General features: G+C 43.3%; 19 protein-coding genes and 1 pseudogene. 13 read left to right on the forward strand and 7 right to left on the reverse strand.

Annotated features, from left to right (window positions below; translation table 11 throughout):
* Nucleotides 1–244: 244 nt before the first annotated feature.
* Nucleotides 245–733: a TspO/MBR family protein gene (locus B5X77_RS02030; protein ID WP_079504607.1), complete on the forward strand. Its 489-nt coding sequence runs from the start codon at nucleotides 245–247 to the stop codon at nucleotides 731–733.
* A gap of 278 nt (nucleotides 734–1,011) precedes the next feature.
* Here the strand turns inward: B5X77_RS02030 and B5X77_RS02035 are convergent.
* A pseudogene (locus tag B5X77_RS02035) lies at nucleotides 1,012–1,443 on the reverse strand (peroxiredoxin-like family protein); the annotation flags it as partial.
* Nucleotides 1,444–1,728: 285 nt separating this feature from the next.
* Here B5X77_RS02035 and B5X77_RS02040 point away from each other — a divergent pair.
* On the forward strand, nucleotides 1,729–2,700 hold the full coding sequence (locus B5X77_RS02040) for a PstS family phosphate ABC transporter substrate-binding protein (protein WP_079504611.1): 972 nt from the start codon (nucleotides 1,729–1,731) through the stop codon (nucleotides 2,698–2,700).
* Nucleotides 2,701–2,834: 134 nt separating this feature from the next.
* Here B5X77_RS02040 and B5X77_RS23135 read toward each other — a convergent pair whose 3' ends face one another.
* A complete protein-coding gene (locus tag B5X77_RS23135; protein WP_176167200.1) occupies nucleotides 2,835–3,005 on the reverse strand; it encodes a hypothetical protein in 171 nt (56 codons plus the stop codon).
* Between the two features lie 79 nt (nucleotides 3,006–3,084).
* A complete protein-coding gene (locus tag B5X77_RS02045; RefSeq protein ID WP_079504613.1) occupies nucleotides 3,085–3,567 on the reverse strand; it encodes a CBO0543 family protein in 483 nt (160 codons plus the stop codon).
* Between the two features lie 145 nt (nucleotides 3,568–3,712).
* Here B5X77_RS02045 and B5X77_RS02050 point away from each other — a divergent pair, with 145 nt between their 5' ends.
* A complete protein-coding gene (locus tag B5X77_RS02050; RefSeq protein WP_079504615.1) occupies nucleotides 3,713–4,243 on the forward strand; it encodes a CBO0543 family protein in 531 nt (176 codons plus the stop codon).
* A gap of 38 nt (nucleotides 4,244–4,281) precedes the next feature.
* Here the strand turns inward: B5X77_RS02050 and B5X77_RS02055 are convergent, their stop codons facing one another.
* Nucleotides 4,282–4,881 carry a hypothetical protein gene (locus B5X77_RS02055; RefSeq protein WP_079504617.1) on the reverse strand — a complete coding sequence of 200 codons (600 nt, stop codon included), beginning with the start codon at nucleotides 4,879–4,881 and terminating at the stop codon, nucleotides 4,282–4,284.
* A 286-nt stretch (nucleotides 4,882–5,167) separates the two neighbouring features.
* Between B5X77_RS02055 and B5X77_RS02060 the strand changes: the two genes are divergently transcribed.
* From B5X77_RS02060 to wrbA, 3 genes are all read left to right on the forward strand, one after another.
* Entirely contained in the window at nucleotides 5,168–5,449 is a 282-nt protein-coding gene (locus tag B5X77_RS02060; RefSeq protein WP_079504619.1) for a GNAT family N-acetyltransferase, read from the forward strand.
* 182 nt (nucleotides 5,450–5,631) lie between these two features.
* Complete coding sequence (locus B5X77_RS02065; RefSeq protein WP_079504621.1) at nucleotides 5,632–6,615, forward strand: ring-cleaving dioxygenase; 984 nt, start codon at nucleotides 5,632–5,634, stop codon at nucleotides 6,613–6,615.
* Between the two features lie 57 nt (nucleotides 6,616–6,672).
* Nucleotides 6,673–7,278 carry an NAD(P)H:quinone oxidoreductase gene (wrbA, locus tag B5X77_RS02070; RefSeq protein WP_079504623.1) on the forward strand — a complete coding sequence of 202 codons (606 nt, stop codon included), beginning with the start codon at nucleotides 6,673–6,675 and terminating at the stop codon, nucleotides 7,276–7,278.
* Nucleotides 7,279–7,434: 156 nt separating this feature from the next.
* Here wrbA and B5X77_RS02075 read toward each other — a convergent pair whose 3' ends face one another.
* Nucleotides 7,435–8,331, reverse strand: a complete 897-nt coding sequence (locus tag B5X77_RS02075) for a 3-hydroxyacyl-CoA dehydrogenase (RefSeq protein ID WP_079504625.1) — start codon at nucleotides 8,329–8,331, stop codon at nucleotides 7,435–7,437.
* A gap of 201 nt (nucleotides 8,332–8,532) precedes the next feature.
* On the opposite strand from B5X77_RS02075, the gene B5X77_RS02080 reads away from it, so the two are divergent.
* Nucleotides 8,533–9,993 (forward strand): protein adenylyltransferase SelO, encoded by a 1,461-nt coding sequence (locus B5X77_RS02080; RefSeq protein ID WP_079504627.1) that lies wholly within the window; start codon nucleotides 8,533–8,535, stop codon nucleotides 9,991–9,993.
* Nucleotides 9,994–10,148: 155 nt separating this feature from the next.
* Here the strand turns inward: B5X77_RS02080 and B5X77_RS02085 are convergent, their stop codons facing one another.
* Complete coding sequence (locus tag B5X77_RS02085) at nucleotides 10,149–11,021, reverse strand: MerR family transcriptional regulator (RefSeq protein WP_176167201.1); 873 nt, start codon at nucleotides 11,019–11,021, stop codon at nucleotides 10,149–10,151.
* Nucleotides 11,022–11,194: 173 nt separating this feature from the next.
* On the opposite strand from B5X77_RS02085, the gene B5X77_RS02090 reads away from it, so the two are divergent.
* Complete coding sequence (locus tag B5X77_RS02090) at nucleotides 11,195–11,392, forward strand: DUF378 domain-containing protein (protein ID WP_079504631.1); 198 nt, start codon at nucleotides 11,195–11,197, stop codon at nucleotides 11,390–11,392.
* A 283-nt stretch (nucleotides 11,393–11,675) separates the two neighbouring features.
* A complete protein-coding gene (locus B5X77_RS23140; RefSeq protein ID WP_176167202.1) occupies nucleotides 11,676–11,852 on the forward strand; it encodes an SE1832 family protein in 177 nt (58 codons plus the stop codon).
* A gap of 397 nt (nucleotides 11,853–12,249) precedes the next feature.
* On the opposite strand, the gene B5X77_RS02100 is transcribed toward B5X77_RS23140, so the two are convergent.
* Nucleotides 12,250–13,323, reverse strand: a complete 1,074-nt coding sequence (locus tag B5X77_RS02100) for a Gfo/Idh/MocA family protein (RefSeq protein WP_079504635.1) — start codon at nucleotides 13,321–13,323, stop codon at nucleotides 12,250–12,252.
* Between the two features lie 130 nt (nucleotides 13,324–13,453).
* Between B5X77_RS02100 and B5X77_RS02105 the strand changes: the two genes are divergently transcribed.
* The 4 genes from B5X77_RS02105 (at nucleotide 13,454) to B5X77_RS02120 (ending at nucleotide 14,918) form a co-directional block, all read left to right on the forward strand.
* On the forward strand, nucleotides 13,454–13,630 hold the full coding sequence (locus B5X77_RS02105) for a DUF4083 family protein (RefSeq protein WP_079504637.1): 177 nt from the start codon (nucleotides 13,454–13,456) through the stop codon (nucleotides 13,628–13,630).
* A gap of 134 nt (nucleotides 13,631–13,764) precedes the next feature.
* Nucleotides 13,765–13,974: a hypothetical protein gene (locus B5X77_RS02110; RefSeq protein WP_079504639.1), complete on the forward strand. Its 210-nt coding sequence runs from the start codon at nucleotides 13,765–13,767 to the stop codon at nucleotides 13,972–13,974.
* A 165-nt stretch (nucleotides 13,975–14,139) separates the two neighbouring features.
* Nucleotides 14,140–14,319, forward strand: a complete 180-nt coding sequence (locus B5X77_RS02115) for a hypothetical protein (RefSeq protein ID WP_079504641.1) — start codon at nucleotides 14,140–14,142, stop codon at nucleotides 14,317–14,319.
* Between the two features lie 248 nt (nucleotides 14,320–14,567).
* Nucleotides 14,568–14,918: a hypothetical protein gene (locus B5X77_RS02120; protein ID WP_079504643.1), complete on the forward strand. Its 351-nt coding sequence runs from the start codon at nucleotides 14,568–14,570 to the stop codon at nucleotides 14,916–14,918.
* Nucleotides 14,919–14,932: the final 14 nt, after the last annotated feature.

Raw genomic sequence — 14,932 nt, forward strand, 5'->3', positions numbered from 1 at the left:
AGGAGAACTTTGGACAGGTTTGGTGGTGCTTGGGCAAAAGCTGTCAGAAGTAAGGGGAACTTTGGACAGGTTTGGTGGTGCTTGGGCAAAAGCTGTCAGAAGTGAGCTGAACTTTGGACAGGTTTGGTGGTGCTTGGGCAAAAGCTGTCAGAAGTAAGGGAACTTTGGAGAGGTTTGCGTTCGCAACCTCAAAGGTTTTTTTCACAGATATTAGGTAAAAGTATGAAAAAGGCAGGTGAGAATCATGAGTGTATTTGCGGTGAATGGGAAGGTCGACAAGGGGAAATTGGTGAAGGAGTTATTGATTCCTGTTGTTGGCGGAATGGTGACGGGGATGATTGCGACGAGGAATGCGAAGGAGAAGTACAGGAAGCTGAAGCAACCGGAGTTTGCACCGCCTTCATGGGTGTTTCCGGTGGTGTGGACGGGTCTGTATGCGACGATGGGACTGGCGAATTATCGGGTTTCGATGAAAAAGAAGCCAACTGCAGCGGCGGAGGCTCTTTATGATATCCAGCTTGGGTTAAACTTTCTCTGGTCGTTCTTATTTTTCAAATGGAACCTGCGGGGGACTGCTTTTGCGGAGATCGGCCTGCTCCTGGGTATGATTACGTTAACAACTTATCAATATTATCAAAAAGATAAAGTTGCTGGCAGGCTGATGCTGCCTTATATCGCATGGGTGTCATATGCGCTCCGGCTCAATTACAGCATGTGGAAGTTAAATAACTGAGAGGGTAGCTGATACTCTCTCTTTTTAAAAAAAATGTGAAACTTTTCCAAACTACTGTCCGTCTAAATTAATAGACTTCCAATCATTGGTTGATTAAAAGTTTGATAGAGCGGGAATACTATTCCTAACAACATATTAAATCGGAGGTAGATTACAATGAAACAAATCACTGAATTTATGAATGAAGAAGGTTTTGAGCTGAAGGGTTATGTTTCTCAATTATTTGAACAAGCTTCTGAAAAAGAAGACAAGAAAAAACGCTGATCGCAGCAGGCTGATCAGCGTTTTTTCATTTGCTCCAATACGTCATCAATTTTTGCGTGGTCCTCTGGTGATTCATCGATATGCTTCCACAAGAGTTCTCCTTCGGCTGAATAGAGCCATGTTCCTCCCTGGATGTAAACGTCCTGTGTTTTCATCGATTTCAATACAAATTCTTTCTGCTTTTCCTCTTTAGGGATAAAGTCTTTGACCTGTCCAGTAATGAATCTAATTCCGGCTTTCGTTAGCAGCTTCCATTTAGGCATCGTTTTATGGCCCATGCCACGGTATGCTTCCCTTGAAGGATCGCCGAGGATCGGGAAAGGGAATGGCCCGAAATGGTCAATGAACTGCTTTATAAATGTTCCTTTGGACGGGGCCACAGCAATAACCTGGTAGCCTGTCGCTTCTACTTCATTTATTCGCTCACGCAACTGCGTGAGATATGCCCGGCAAACGGGTCAGCCAAGGTGGCGGACGAAAACGGCCATTGTCGGCTTTCCCTGGATGGCTGTTTCCAAACTGATCGTTTTTTCTGGATCGGTTGTTTCCAATACAAAGTTCATCTTGAGCCCTCCTTTGTTCCACTATATTAAACTCTGCTCTTTAAAGAAAGAGTTAATGTTCTTTAACAATCCTTTTCAATTAATTTACAACTCCTTAAAACACCGTTAATAACCTTCTAGTAATCTTGTACTTGTAGCAACGGACAAAATATTAGGGGGAATTAAGGGATGAAGAGTTTTAAAAAGTTAGCGATGTTTACCATGCTTGCGTCTGTAATGGCCTTTGGGACTGCTTGTTCAGATGGAGAGAGCAATGCGGAAGCGAAGAATGGCTCTAATGGAAATGAAACTCAACTTGAAGGCAGCGTCGTGATTGACGGTTCTGGCACGGTCTACCCATTCATGGCAAAAATGGCTGAGAACTATATGGGCAAGCAGGAAGATGTATCTGTGGAAGTAAGCCGCTCAGGGACTTCTGCTGGTTTCAAGAAATTCCTTGTTGAAGACGGTACGGACTACAATGATGCTTCACGCCAGATCAAAGACGAAGAAAAGGCAAAAGCTGAAGAGCTTGGCATCGATGTGAAAGAAATGAAGGTCGCTTTGGATGGCTTGACGATCGTCATCAATAAAGAAAATGACTGGGCGAAGGACCTGACAAAAGAAGAAATCGTCGACATCTTCCTGGCTGAAGGCGGCAAGAAGAAATGGTCTGATGTACGCCCTGAATTCCCGGATGAGCCAATCAACACATATGGACCAAATGAAAACCATGGCACCTACGAATTCATGTTTGAAAACATTTTAGAAGAAAAAGATCTGGTTGAAGGCATCAACCTGCAGCAGGACTACTCCACACTGGTTGACCTTGTTTCCAAGGATAAAAACGGGATCGGCTTTTTCGGATATGGCTACTATGCGAACAACAAAGATAAATTGGCTGCAGTGAATGTGGATTTCGGAAATGGGCCTGTTGAACCGTCACTATCAACAATTAAAGAAGATGGAGATTACGCACCGTTCACACGCCCTGTATTCACATACTTGAACGTAAACAAAGCCAAGGAGAAGGCAGAGGTACTTGACTACGCAATGTATACGATGAAAAATGCACAGGAAGTTGCTGCTGAAACTGGCTTCGCTCCATTGACTGATGATGATATCCAGGCGACATTAGCTGAACTGGAAAAATTGAAATAGGTCAAAAAGTGAATTAGCTGAATTGGAAAAATTGAATTAGACATAAAGAAGAATTATTAGAACAGGTAAAAGTAGAGTAGGGGGATCCCCTATTCTTTTTTTTGACCAAAAAAAAGAACAGTGGAGGTCCACTGTTATTCCCGCTCCAATGTCGCCATGAATCTATGGCGCTTTTTGGCGGTATTAAGCAGCCGTTCAATGGCAGCGAGTAAAGTCCCGCTCTCCTCATCAGACTTTGAATTAAGCAAAGCGAGTTTAAGTTCCGCCAGTTTTTGTTTTTCCTCCGGGGTCATGCTCTCCCTCATTCATTCAGCCTCCTTCCTGGCTTTGTTTCAGTTTAGAGGATAAATGTTAAGGGAATCCCGGGGTTATATTAAATATGGTTCAATTTTCAACCTTATTGGAAAGTTTCCGTATTCCTCCCATGACAAATCTTACCGCGAGGAAGGTAGAGGCGATGGAAGAGAAACTATATATGGAAGTCCAATTTTTCTTGTATTTGATCAGCTTTGTATTGCGTTCGAGCCATGACTCTGCCATGGCAGAAGGTGCACTGAATAAAAGGGATTTAAGCAAAATGGAGATAATACCGGAATTCCTGGTGACTTGATTAAAGTAAACGCAGCAAACGGGAAAAATCAGATAGCTAAAGATGACGCTGATATCAAAGGTTTTAAATAAGGATACAGGATATTTTAAATACCCTTTCTTGACAAGCAGAGTATCAAGGATGGAAGCCAAATAGCTTTTCAAAAAGAAAATGAGCAGCCAGTCTTTGACAGGCGGTTTTCGCACCAGCCTGTAAAATGCGAAAATGCCAATGGCGATCAGCATCCTTAGTATGTTTTGTTCCGTGGTTCTCTTCATAATGGCAACCTCCCTGATCCTCCCAATCGCTACAGCTTTTTGTAGGTTGCCTTTATTTGCGTTATTTATTCTCCAAGATTGTGAACTGAGATTATTGGCTATACTGAAAAATGATTTCCTTTATTTGTATAGAAGAGGCGGGATTATGGTCAATACAATTTACGGGTTGATTTGGACAGGAATATTAGTGAAATGGGGAGACTGGAAGAATTGGAGGAAGTACTATCCAACACTGCTCTTTTTTGTGCTGGGGGATTTTCTCTATTTGTACTTATTATCAGATCATTATCCGATGTGGAGGTATATTCCTTCACAAGGGGACAAAGAAGCAGGAATCACAAACACTCATATTTCTTTTTCTATCATGGCGATCAAGTATACGGCCACATGCCTGGCGTATTTAGCTCACTTCCCCAGGCAAGGCAGTATAAAAAAATTATTATATTACCTGGCGTGGGTAGCTGTTTATTTTGTCAATGAGCTGGTAGATCTTCATTTTCATCTAATCAAATACTTCAATGGCTGGAATATGTGGTGGTCTATGTTCTTCAATGCTGTTATGTTTCTTATTTTAAAGCTCCATTTCCATAACCCGGTGATTGCCTGGATAACTTCCGCGGTCTTTATTTTATTTCTATGGAATCAGTTTGATGTGCCGAAAAGTGTCTTTAGGTAATGATAATATAAGGCCAGATTCCCAAAGTGAATCTGGCCTTAATTTGGTTCCTTTTCGGAAAAAGTATGATGGGATTCGTAGTGATTCTTCATCCAAACAAATAGATTTGTCAGCAATTTAGCTAGAATGAGCACCGATAGATAACTTATAAATAAATGGAAGTAGCTGACGTCCTCGTACATTTTAAAAAGACCTAAACCAACCAGTAATGGCTTGAACCCAAAAGAGAGAATGACTGCGGTTAGGATTGCATAAAGATAATAGTTCTTTTTATGGTTGATCGTCCATTGGTACACGAGCATAAAGGTAACGGGGATCAGACTTGAGTCGAGCGAGATTCCCGGCAATACCGGGATAACTGGGAAAGGATAATTCCAGTACCCCATATTTCTCCCAAAAAGATCTTGATACCCGAAAATCATGTGGATACTGTAACCAAAGAACGCAATCCTGAAAATTTTCGTCCGATCGATTTTAAAAAATAATAAAATGAGAGGGCCGACAAGGAAGAGGACCATCATCAAATATTCAACGGAAGCATATAGGGAGTAATCCAGCCAATATTGGTTCAAAGCCTTCTGACCTTGCTCCCCCAATTCAACGATTTTGTCAAACTCCTTTATTCTTTCTTTTTCCAAGGTTACCATCCATTCGTTTTTCTTATTGGCTCTTCTCAAACTTTGTTGCTATTGATTACAAAATAGGATGGAATTACCTAAGTTTCTTCACAAGATTAACGCTTATTAAGAGAAAAGAGCTTGCCAACTTAGTACCGACCTACAAAAAGGCTATTATCACGTTTAACAACAACCTTTATGAAAACAGCCTTCTTATTAGACTGCCAACATCAATCCCGTTGTATGCATGATTGTTGGTTTTAAGGGTATAATTAGATATCTTGAATGAATTTGCGGAGGTGTAAGGATGACATTCCAATATTCCGAAGAAGATGGCCGTTTTGTCGCGAAGGATGCGAGCGGGCTCGAAGTTGGGGAAGTGACGTTTACGCGGGATGGCGATGAAGTCCTGGTCGTCAATCACACGGGAGTAGATCCAGACTATCGAGGCCAGGGCATAGCTGAGGAGCTGGTCCGGCATGTTGCGGAAAAAGCCAAGAACGAAGGTTTGAAAATCGACCCTGTTTGCTCTTATGCTAAAAAAGAGCTGGAGAGAAAGCCGAAATACAGCGAGCTTTTAAAATCTTAAGCCTTTGGTGCCTCAAAGGCTTTTTTTCTGGACTCAAACTTCTGCCTTGCACAATTTTTGTTTGCATGATAAAATTATCTCGAATTCAAGATAGTTTGTTTTCCTTTTGGCAAAAAAGGATATAGTAATGATAGATATTTTTTTGAGGTAATATCTCGATTTCAAGATAAAGGAGAGAGAAGATGAACGAACTAAGAGGAATACACCATGTAACAGCTATTACAAGCAGCGCGGAAAAAAACTATGAGTTTTTTACCTATGTACTCGGAATGCGGCTTGTGAAAAAAACGGTCAATCAGGATGATATCCGGACGTATCACTTGTTTTTTGCGGATGATAAGGGATCTGCAGGCACGGATATGACATTTTTTGATTTCCCTGGGATCCCAAAGGGTTCTCATGGTACGGACGAGATTTATAAAACAGGATTCCGGGTGCCGACGGATGCGGCGCTGGAGTACTGGGTAAAACGCTTTGATAAGTATGAAGTCAAGCACACGGGCATCAAGGAGTTGTTCGGCAAGAAAACAATATCCTTCGTCGATTTTGATGACCAGCAATATATGCTGGTTTCAGATGAAAACAATAAGGGAGTAGCTTCAGGGACACCATGGCAAAATGGGCCTGTTCCGCTTGAGTATGCGATTACTGGTCTTGGGCCGCTTCACATCCGGATATCACGTTTCGATTATTTTAAAGAGGTATTGGAAAAAGTGATGCACATGCGTGAGGTTGGAAAAGAAGGTTCGCTTCACTTATTCGAGATGGGTGAAGGCGGGAATGGGGCGGAGGTTATCGTCGAGGACAATAAGGTTCTTCCAGCAGGACGCCAGGGATTTGGTACTGTGCACCACGCTGCATTCCGCGTTGCTGACACGTCGGTCCTTTATGAATGGATCGACCACATGAAAGCATCAGGTTTTGGCACGTCAGGATATGTAGACCGATTCTTCTTTGAATCACTCTATGCACGTGTGGCGCCAGGAATTCTGTTCGAATGGGCAACTGATGGTCCGGGCTTCATGGGTGATGAGCCATATGAAACACTCGGTGAAAAACTTTCCCTGCCACCGTTCCTTGAATCGAAGCGGGAGCAGATTGAGGACTTTGTGCGGCCGATTGATACAGTCCGGAGCACGAGAAATATTGAAAAAGAGTATCTGTAAACAGGGTTTGCAGACCAGCTCTTTGTGGAACACATACAAATAAAGGAGGCGGATAAAATGGTTAAATTAGCAGTCATCTTTTATAGTATGAGTGGAACGAATGTGCAGCTTTCGAAATGGGCCGAAGAAGGCGCGAAAGAGGCAGGAGCAGAGGTCAAAGTCTTTAAGGTAAAAGAATTGGCTCCTGAATCAGCAATCGAAGGCAATGAAGCATGGAAAGCAACCGTTGAAGCGACAAAGGACATTCCTGAAGTAACGCCAGACGATCTGGAGTGGGCAGATGCCATCATCTTCAGTGTCCCGACACGTTTCGGAAACATGCCATCTCAAATGAAGCAATTCCTTGATACGACAGGCGGTCTGTGGGCCCAGGGCAAGCTGGTCAACAAGGTAGTGAGCGCAATGTCCTCTGCACAGAACCCGCATGGCGGACAAGAGGCAACCATCCTCTCCCTTTACACAACGATGTATCACTGGGGAGCGATTGTCGCTGCGCCAGGTTATACCGATCCAGTGACATTCGGAGCTGGCGGAAATCCTTATGGCACTAGCGTAACCGTCGACCAGGACGGCAATATGGTCGAGGATGTGGAAGCAGCGGTAAAACATCAGGCGAAGCGCACGGTGACCGTTGCCGGATGGGTGAAAAACGGAAATCAATAAATAAATATAGGAAGCAGCCTAATTCCTTTTACGGGGTTAGGCTGTTTTTTTAGGTGAACCAGGATTGTTAAAAAAGCCCTTGATAGCTGGATGGGAGATGTCTTGCAGGATTGATGGAGAAATTAAAAACAGCCCCATGGAATGAGGCTGCTTCAGTCATGCTTTTAAAAACCCTGGCTGCTCATAACTCGGGTTCGGATATTTATAAAATCCTTCACCGGTTGCCGCTCCTAGTTTTCCTTTGTCGATGTACTCTGTTTTCAAAAGGTTTGCCAGCTCTTTGAACTGTGGGACGCCTGCTTCGCCTTTTGCATTGGCGATGTTGTAGGCAGTTGTGATTCCGACAATGTCGAGGATGGCGAAAGGCCCTTTTGGCGCTCCAGTGGCGATCATCCACGTTTTATCAATTGTTTCAGGATCGGCTACTTCTTTCATCAGCAGCATTTGGCCAGCCTCAAGGAATGGAACCAGTAATGAGTTCAGGATGTAACCTGGCTGCTCTTTGTGCAATGGCAGGGCAACCATTCCGATGGCTTTTGCGAATTCCATCACTTCATCGAATACTTTCATGTCTGTACCAGGGTGCTTCATCACCTCAGCGGTATTATTCTTCCAGATTTCGTTCGCGAAGTGCAGGGCGAGGAATTTTTCCGGCCGACCTGTTGCTTCCGCAAACTGGCTTGGCAGCAATGTCGAAGAATTTGTAGCAAACACCGTTTTCTCTGGTGCCACCTGTCCTAATTTTTTATAAAAGTCTGTTTTGATGTCAACCACTTCTGGCACTGCTTCAATAACCAAGTCGGCATCGGCTGCCGCCTGGGCAAGATCGCTGTAAAAAGAAAGACGGTTATAGGCTGAATCTAGCTCCTGCTCAGATGCTCCCAAATCCTCCTGGTAGCGAGGCTTGAGCTTCAAGATGCGTTCCTTTGCGCGACCGAGTGCCTCGTCGTTAATGTCATAGATGGAAACATTAAAACCGCTAAATGCAGTTTGAAAAGCAATTTGGCTTCCCAGAACGCCACTGCCGGCAATAGTGATATTCTTATAATTCATGGCAATTCTCCTTTCTATATTCATTTATATTTACCCTATTTTTGTTATTTTTAAATAGTAAATCCAGGTTTTAATCAAACGTTTGATTAAAAACCTATTACAGCTTTACCCTTCCATCGGGAGGGTATATTAACTAAAAGGAAGAATACATTAATGGATATGGAATTGTACGAAGAAAATGTGTGAGAAGGAGGAAATTCAATGACGGACAATCAGGCTGGCTGGAAAATGGACAACAGCTATTCACGACTCCCGAAAATATTCTATAGTCTGCAGAAACCGACGACAGTGAAAGCACCAGAAGTGGTGATTTTCAATGAGACACTTGCAGAAGAACTGGGACTGGACAGTGAGGCGCTCCAAAGTGACGACGGGGCTGCAATTTTTGGTGGGAACGAGATTCCTGAAGGAGGGAACCCGCTTGCACAGGCATATGCAGGGCATCAGTTCGGGCATTTTACGATGCTGGGGGATGGCAGGGCTGTTCTTCTGGGCGAGCAGATCACCCCGGATGGACAAAGGTTTGACATCCAGTTAAAAGGCTCGGGCCGAACGCCATATTCACGTGGCGGAGATGGCCGTGCAGGTCTTGGTCCGATGCTTCGTGAGTTTATCATCAGCGAAGCGATGGTAGGTTTGGGTATTCCCACAACAAGAAGCCTTGCGGTGGCGACAACGGGAGAGGAAATCATCCGGGAAACGATGCAGACAGGTGCTGTCCTTACACGTGTCGCAGCCAGCCACCTAAGGGTTGGGACATTCCAATTTGCTGCTAACTGGGGAGACACAGAGGACCTTCGGGCACTCGCTGATTATGCAATCAACCGGCATTACCCCGAACTTGAAAAGGAAGAAAACCGTTATCTCGCATTCCTGAAAAATGTAATCAGGCGTCAGGCAGCTCTGATTGCGAAGTGGCAGCATGTAGGCTTTATCCATGGTGTCATGAACACAGACAATATGACAATCAGCGGTGAGACAATTGATTATGGGCCTTGTGCCTTCATGGACACCTATGATCCGGCCACTGTGTTCAGTTCGATCGATCGCGATGGTCGCTATGCCTATGGGAATCAGCCTTATATTGGCGGCTGGAATCTTTCGAGGTTTGCCGAAGCTTTATTGCCGTTGCTTCATAAGGAAGAAGATGAGGCAGTAAAGCTGGCCGAGGAAGCACTCTCTGAATTCCCTGAGATATTCGAAAGTGAATTCCTGTCAGGAATGAGGTTGAAGCTGGGTCTTTTTAATGAGGAAAAAGAGGATAAAGCGCTAATTGCTGACCTTCTTAACCTGATGAATCAACATAAGGCTGACTATACGAACACTTTCAAGGCACTGACTTTTGGGAAGCTTAATGAATCGGAAATGTTCAAGACTGAGGAATTCACACAATGGCATGAAAAGTGGCAGGGCCGACTGGGACGCCAGGAGCAGTCAAAAGAAGATGTCCAGGATTTGATGAGTGACAATAATCCAGCCGTTATCCCGCGAAATCACAGGGTAGAAGAAGCCATTGAAGCAGCAAATAATGGGGATCTGAATGTGATGGTCAAATTGCTTGAAATCATGGCGAATCCATATGAGCATTCCCCTGACCAGGAAGAATTTTGCAAACCGGCTCCGCCATCGGCCAGGCCATATCGGACGTTTTGCGGTACGTGAATTAGCTGTGAAAGGATAGAAAAACGCTTGGTGCTGAATTGATACCCTTATTGTTAAAAGGGTGCCGTTCATTACCAGGCGTTTTTTTGAAATTTCTCTTGTCCCATATAAAATCTATTTCTGGGTAGGGAAAATATGATTTGTCTCCTAAGTGATCAGCGCATGAATGCTTCATACCATTCGTCCCAATCCGAACCAAGCGAGTAGGTGACGGACTTTGATTCGATTTTTGGACAATCTTTGATGCAACTGCCGCCAACGATGAATTTCAGGGACGGATCCATTTTTAGGGTTGTACGAATCCAATCCTCGACCTTTCCAACTGGATCCGGGTTGGTCAAGGAAATTGCGACAACGCTAATGTCCTTCATTTTAATTAAATCTGCCAGACCCTCCAGGGGAGTATTGGGACCCAAATAGATGACATCATGACCTTTCTTTTTCAAAAATAAACTAAAAATCATCAATCCGATTTGGTGGTGCTCACCCTCCGGACAAAATGCCAGGATCTTTGGGTGTAGTGGATTAACTGGAAGCACCCTTAAAAATTGGCTGCAGCGGTTGATGATGAACTGTGAAGAGAAATGTTCCTGGGCGACACTGATAGCACCTGTCTCCCATTCATCCCCGACCTTGTACAAAACCTTTACCATAATATGATGGAATACCTCCTCATAGTCATAGAGAGAGAAAGCAAGGTCGGCAAGCTGATTCGCTTTTTGGGAATCCAGGTTGATCAGTGCCGTGTAAAGTTGATCCTTCAATTCGCTGAATTTATCATTTTCGGATGGAGGTGTCACAGGTTCCTGGGCAGAGTCCTGTAAAAGCCGGACGGCATCACTGATTTTCATGTCTTTTTCATGAACCTGCTTTTTAATCCACTTGAGTGTTTCCACATCTTTTTCGCTATACAAGCGGTGGCCGCCCTCGGTCCTTTTGGGTGTAACGACGTTGTATCGGTTTTCCCATGCCCTGATGGTGACAGCAGGGATATCCAGTCGTTCAGATACTTGCTTGATGCTATACAAACTGATCACCTCCACTCATTATTATAGAGAAGTTATACAAAAATTACACAGTAAAAAAGCTTTTAAATCAACTTCCTTAATTATATTATATAAAATGTTTGCTTAATTTGTATAGGTTTTGTATAATTAACTCAGAAAGGTTATACAAAAATTATACAATGGGCGGTGTATTTATGAAAACTTTAAATTTGGTATCATTAGTATTACTTATTGTCGGCGGTTTAAATTGGCTTTTGGTTGGATTATTTGAATGGGATTTGGTTGGAGGCCTCTTCGGTGGAATGGACAGTCCAATCGCAAAGATCGTCTACATCCTTGTCGGCCTCGCAGCCATATACAGCCTCACACTATTATCAAAAGTAAACAAATAAGGCTCTTTTCTCAAATTTTGTTGCTACAAAATAGGATGGAATTACCTAAGTTTCTTCACAAGATTAACTTAAAAGAAAAGCGCTTGCCAACTTAGTACCGACCGACAAAAAGGCTATTATCACGTTAAAATCAGATTTAGGATTTTAACAACAACCTTTACGAAAACAGCCATAAATAAACATACAGGAAGGCGTACATAAATTGGTACGCCTTTTTATGTGCCCTGATGCATATGGAAATGCTATTCTTAAAGAAGAAACTGTCAAAGCAGGGGGAACAGAAATGGACAAAAAAGAAATTGAATATAAAATCGTTGAACTAAAAGACGAGTACTTACAGCTCCAGCATAATCTCGAAAAACTCGAATCTGTAAAAGGCAATCTCCATCCGCTCGAAAACCGACTGGCCGCAATCGAAGAGGAATTAAGCTCCCTGAACCAGCGGCTCCGTGACATGTAAAATCCCAAGCCCATTCTTTTATAAGGATAGGGCTTTTTTTTATGGACAATAATTGATGCCCTTGATGGACATAAATCGGAGGGTCTGTAAAAAAAGTGTCCGTCATCGAACTCATGATGGAAAGAAATCGGCGGGGGAGAGGGGAAAGTGTCCGTCATCACGACTATGATGGACAGAAATTGGCGGGGGAGAGGAGAAAGTATCCGTCATCACGTCTGTAATGGACAGAAATCGGCGGGGCAGATGGAAAAGTGTCCGTCATCAAGTTCATGATGGACATAAATCGGCTTGGCAGAGTGAAAAGTGTCCTTCATCAAGTTTATGATGGACAGAAGTTGGCTGGGGAGACGAAAAAGTGTCCGTCATCAAAATCATGACGGACACAAGAACTCGTTTATTACACTTCTGTTTTCCTGCCTTCACGGGCGGATTTCCTTACTGCATCCAATACTCTTTGAGTTGAGGATCCATTTTCAAAATCAGCGAGGTATGGGTGCTTTTTTCCTGAAACAAGGGTTTCGTGAAGGGCGTCCAGGGCTCTTTGGAAGCCGTTATAATACCTCGCAGCTACCTCAGGCATTGTTGAAGGTGCTTCTAAATCCGGTAATAATTCTATTTGTTCAAGAGGCGCGTCACCAAGAGAAAGCAATACCTTTTGGTCGTCCAGCATTACGAGGGTGCCTTCTGTGCCGAAGATTTCAAGATGCCATGTGTAATCGGTTTTTCGTGCTGCGGAAATGAGTTCCATTGTAACGGTTGCCCCGTTTTCCAGGGTGCCAATGATCTGGAACGCATCGTCAGCTGTCCTTTGTTCAGTCAATCCGTTATCATCGGTTTGGGTGGGAATGTGGATGGGAAGCTGGGCGAAAACTTCCTTAAAGGTGCTGCCCAGCCACCAGTGGAGAGCATCTGTCATATGGGAGCCAATGGCGCCAAGCATTCCGCCTCCCTTATCTTCCTGCCCCAGCCAGCCGCGGGGTTTTGAAATAAGGCCATTATAACTAGCAAAGGAGCATTGGTAACGGACATGCAAAACCTGTCCAAGCTGTCCGCTATCCAGGATTTCTTTTATCTTTGTACGAGCCGGAAGGAAGCGGAATTCATGATTGATGAGCCCCAGTTTTCCTGCCTTGTCTTTCTCTGTAATCATAGCCTTAGTTTCGGCCGTATCCATGGCCATGGGCTTCTCGCATAATACGTGAACTCCCTTTTCGTAAGCCGCAGTGACCATTTCCTTATGCAAGTTTACTGCCGAAGCGACCACCACTACATCAAGTGCCTCCTGCTCAAGCATTTCACGCCAGTTTGTATAGACTTTTTCGATACCACTGACATTACGTGCCTCCTCGGTATTGCCTCTTGATACACTTGATATCGCGACTACTTCGAAACCCTCATGGTGATCCATCATGGGTGCATGCACCTTGGCGCCAAAACCCGTCCCAATGATACCAACTCTAAACTTTTCCATAATTACCACCCCCGTCCACTATTTAGTTTAATAGTAAATCCATGAGGTGAGTAATGTAAATCAATTTACGAGGGTTTAACCTCAATTAATATAGTATAATTATTCAAATGATATATGAGGCGGGGTTAATGTGAATATTGGGGATTTATTATTCCAATTAGTGTTTCTCGTATTATTAATTGGTCTATCTGCAGCTGTTTTCTTTGTTGTCACTTCCTTTTTAAAAAAGAAACCTGACAATCAGAAGAGCATCGAACAAAAACTGGACAGAATAATTGAACTGCTGGAAAAGGACAATAAGAACTAACTGTTCACTGACTACTGGTTATATAATTGTATGTCTTCAAATGTTATAATGAGGAACTTAGGTCACTAAATTACTCTTAATTGCCGGATGCCTGAAAAGCCTCCGCCTGGCGATCATATATGGAGGAATAAAAAATGAACAAGCGATGGACAATCGAAAAGATTAAAGAGTTTGTGGAGAAGAATTCAGAAAGTAGGCTGCTGACAACGGAGTACCACGGTTTTTCGCAAAAGTTACTATTTAAATGCGAGTGCGGCAACAATTTTGAAAAACCCTTTAAGAAATTCAAGGATAATCACCAGCGCAAATGCGAAGTGTGCCAACCGCCAAAACCTTCGCGCTGAATCTGAATCAGCTGAATACTGCTACGGAAATATGCTGCCAATTTGGGTGGCATTTTTCTTTTAAATAAAAGAAGTCAGAATAGGAGCAGAAGCATCAATCATAGCAGGATTCACGCTTCTTTTTGTGGAAATAAACGAAGACAACTTTACAGGAGCAACTAGAGAATGAAGAGATATATGCTGAAGAAGAATTTTAGGGGTCTGAAAAAAGGAACGCAATTCTATTTGATTGCTGAATCTGAATTCATTGGCGTCAAAGAGTATGTGCTGCGGACGAGGGATTTGACGACCAGAGTAGCGGTTAATGATCGTGAGCTGAGCGGAAATTTCCTTTTATTGAATTAGGATAGGGGAGAGCACTTTACTATTAAGTGCAGTTCTTGGTATTCCTTTTAAACATGGGACCGGTTGTTAGCGGGATTATTGCGGGTTGTTTATTCAGAGAGATATATTTGTTGGCGATTTTCGAAAAAGGCTTGTGGTGCTCTCGTCTGAAACCATAGAGAAGCAGCAGTGCTAGTAATTTTTCACATGCAAATGATAAGTCTGAATGCTTGAAAAATACCTGGAAGGCAAACGAAAGGGGGATCTGAATGCAGTTCACAGCTTTAGTGGTATTCGCGATTGTCTGGGGAGGGCTGATGATCTTCTTCCTGACGCCAGTCAATGACAAAGGTGAAAGTTACACAACTGTGACGTGGAAAGTAAGTCTGACCAGGTTGATTTTACATAAAAAAGCGATTCTTGCCTTTGCGTTGCTATTAGCTACTTTATTTAGTTTTTGGTTCTATTTCGAATCAGCAGAAGATTATAACCAGCTTCACGGAATAACCAAAGAATCGGCGGAGCCACAGGTAATCTTTTATATGGTGAGCGTAGTGATTTATACGATAATTATTTATCTTTTCTTAGCAGTCAGATGGGCCATTAAATCAGTAAAATGATTGGAGAGAGTAGT

Source organism: Mesobacillus jeotgali, from assembly GCF_900166585.1.
GTDB lineage: Bacteria > Bacillota > Bacilli > Bacillales > Cytobacillaceae > Mesobacillus > Mesobacillus jeotgali_A.